A 2,212-nucleotide genomic window follows, 5' to 3' on the forward strand; every position below is an offset into this window, starting at 1 on the left:
CAGGCCCACCACAGCGAGTGCTTGGCCAGGATGAGCGAGATTGCGAAGACCCCCGCCTATGCCAAGGGCGACGTGGCGGTGGAGGCCGAGCTGTACCGGGCGCACTTCGGCGCGACGTTCCGGCGCCGGGAGACGCTCGAACTGGTGGTGCGTCGGCTCCGCACCCACTTCGCCCCCGCGGACATCCTCAAGGCTCGCGCCATCGAGGACCGGCTCTACGAGCAGACCTGGCTGCAGCCCGACTACGACGTTGGGGAAAGGCTGGCGCGAGCGAGCAAGCCCGTGCTCGTGATCCACGGTGAGAACGACCTGATCCCGGTGATTTGCGCGAAGAGCATCGCCGACGCGGTCCCTGGGGCTCGTTTCATGCTGCTCCCGGAATGCGGCCACTTCGCGTATCTGGAGCGCCCGGCGGAGACGTTCGCGGCGATCGAGACCTTCTACGCCAGGACGACGTAGCGGGTGAGCGATGAATTTCTCCAGGAAGAGCGGTCTCCTGGCGCTCGTGACCGTCATCGGCCTCGTCGCCTTTCTCTCCCGGGAGGCCGTGTCGGCTCAGGCTCTAGATCCATTGGTTGTTCGCAATGCCAGTGGCCTGCGATTGATCTCCGTGCCGAACGCTCCGCAGCCGACCCTCCGTGTGGTCCTTCCCGGAAGCGCAGAATCGGATCGCTCGATCGAGATTCTCGTCCCAGAGCACGTCACCGCGGTTCGCCATGGTGAGACCACTGCCGAACACTTGTTCCTGCCTGGCGATCGGACCGTAGAACGGCCCACCTGGCACCTCCGGGGACATGCGCTCGAGTACGAATTGACGCTCCCAGGCCCCGTGCAGATGCTGGTGCGAGCAACGATCGACCACGACGGCGTTCGCTTCCGATACAAGCTCAACAACCGTTCCGATAGTCGCTTCGACATGATCGTTGCGGTGACGGACCCACGCCTCACCGGTGTGTTCCACGACCAGCGACTGGAGCGGACCTACGTCCACCACGCGCAGGGCTTCGACTTGCTCGCATCAGATTTTCCCGACCGGCTGACTCGACCTTTGGACACCTGGTTGCCGGCGCGAGTGCTGGCTTCGTTCAACTGGCCGGTGCCCGCGCAGCGTATCGAGAGCCGCGCGGACGGCATCACCTACTACCACAAGGCACGAGCAGTGGACTTCCCGCTGGTCATGACGCGTTCGACCGGAGGGGATTGGGTGGTGGCCAGCTTCTCGCGAACGGCTGGGAACGTGTGGAGCAACCCGGCGTTGACGTGTCAGCACGTCGATCCCCAAGCACCTCTCGAGCCGCGGCGTCAGGTCGTCTTGGAGGTCAAGATGCTGGTCATTCAGGGATCGCTCGACGACGCTCTGCGTCTCGCGGTCCACCAGAAGAACTCGTTGAAATGAAGGACATGACTTGAATTGGATCGAATACGGTGCGGCTCACGTCCCAAGCCCCGCGATGGTCTTCGTGGCCACCGCGGCGGGCGACACGGTCTTGAAGCCCTGTCAGGTGTCCCTACGGTTGGACGTCATGGTGATCGGTCCGAGGACATCCACGGGGGGTCTCCGATGAGAAACGCGCTTCTGGTTTGTCTGGCCTTCGTTCTCGCGAGCCCGGCAGAGTCGGCCGAGCGCAGCCGTTTGGAGGCCACGGGCGGCGCCTTCTTCGCGCTTTCGGTCCCGAACATGGCGGAGAGTGTCGCCTGGTACACGAGCAAGCTCGGGCTCTCCCCGACGATGGAGATCAAGGAGCCGGTCGAGGTGACCGTGCTCGAAGGGGGCGGCTTGATCGTCGAACTCGTGCGCCACTCGACGGCCCAGCCCCTGGTGACCGGCGGAGCGTCGCGGGCCGAGGTGCAGCATGGTTTCTTCAAGGCGGGATTCGTGGTCAAGGACTTCGACAAGACGGTGGAGGAGCTGCGCGCGCGGGGCGTCACCTTCGCGTTCGGGCCCTTTCCCGCCAGCCCGACTCAAAGAGCCAATGTCGTGATCCGCGACAACGCGAACAACCTCATCCAGATCTTCGGACCGGGGCAGCGGCCATCGAAGTAAACTGATGCCAGGCAGGACGCCTATAGTGGGAGGGCGCCTCAGCGGCCGATGTGGTCGAGCGCGTAGCGCAACGGCGTGGCCGAGACCTTGATGAGATCCTCGAGCGGCCCGTCGAGCTCGAGGATGAGGAAGACCGCTGCGGCGACCGACAACGCGACGATCAGGAGC

At 64.6% G+C, this 2,212-nt stretch carries 3 protein-coding genes; all 3 read left to right on the top strand.

Annotated elements, in window-relative coordinates; translation table 11 throughout:
* On the top strand, window positions 1-459 hold a 459-nt coding region (locus VFQ05_18120; GenBank protein HET9328686.1), incomplete at its 5' end, for an alpha/beta hydrolase.
* A gap of 352 nt (window positions 460-811) precedes the next feature.
* The gene (locus VFQ05_18125) at window positions 812-1,396 is read left to right on the top strand and encodes a hypothetical protein (GenBank protein HET9328687.1); all 585 of its coding nucleotides are present in this window, start codon (window positions 812-814) and stop codon (window positions 1,394-1,396) included.
* A 165-nt stretch (window positions 1,397-1,561) separates the two neighbouring features.
* Window positions 1,562-2,044 (top strand): VOC family protein, encoded by a 483-nt coding sequence (locus VFQ05_18130; protein HET9328688.1) that lies wholly within the window; start codon window positions 1,562-1,564, stop codon window positions 2,042-2,044.
* Window positions 2,045-2,212: the final 168 nt, after the last annotated feature.

The sequence above is a fragment of the Candidatus Eisenbacteria bacterium genome, assembly GCA_035712145.1.
Lineage (GTDB): Bacteria > Eisenbacteria > RBG-16-71-46 > RBG-16-71-46 > RBG-16-71-46 > DASTBI01.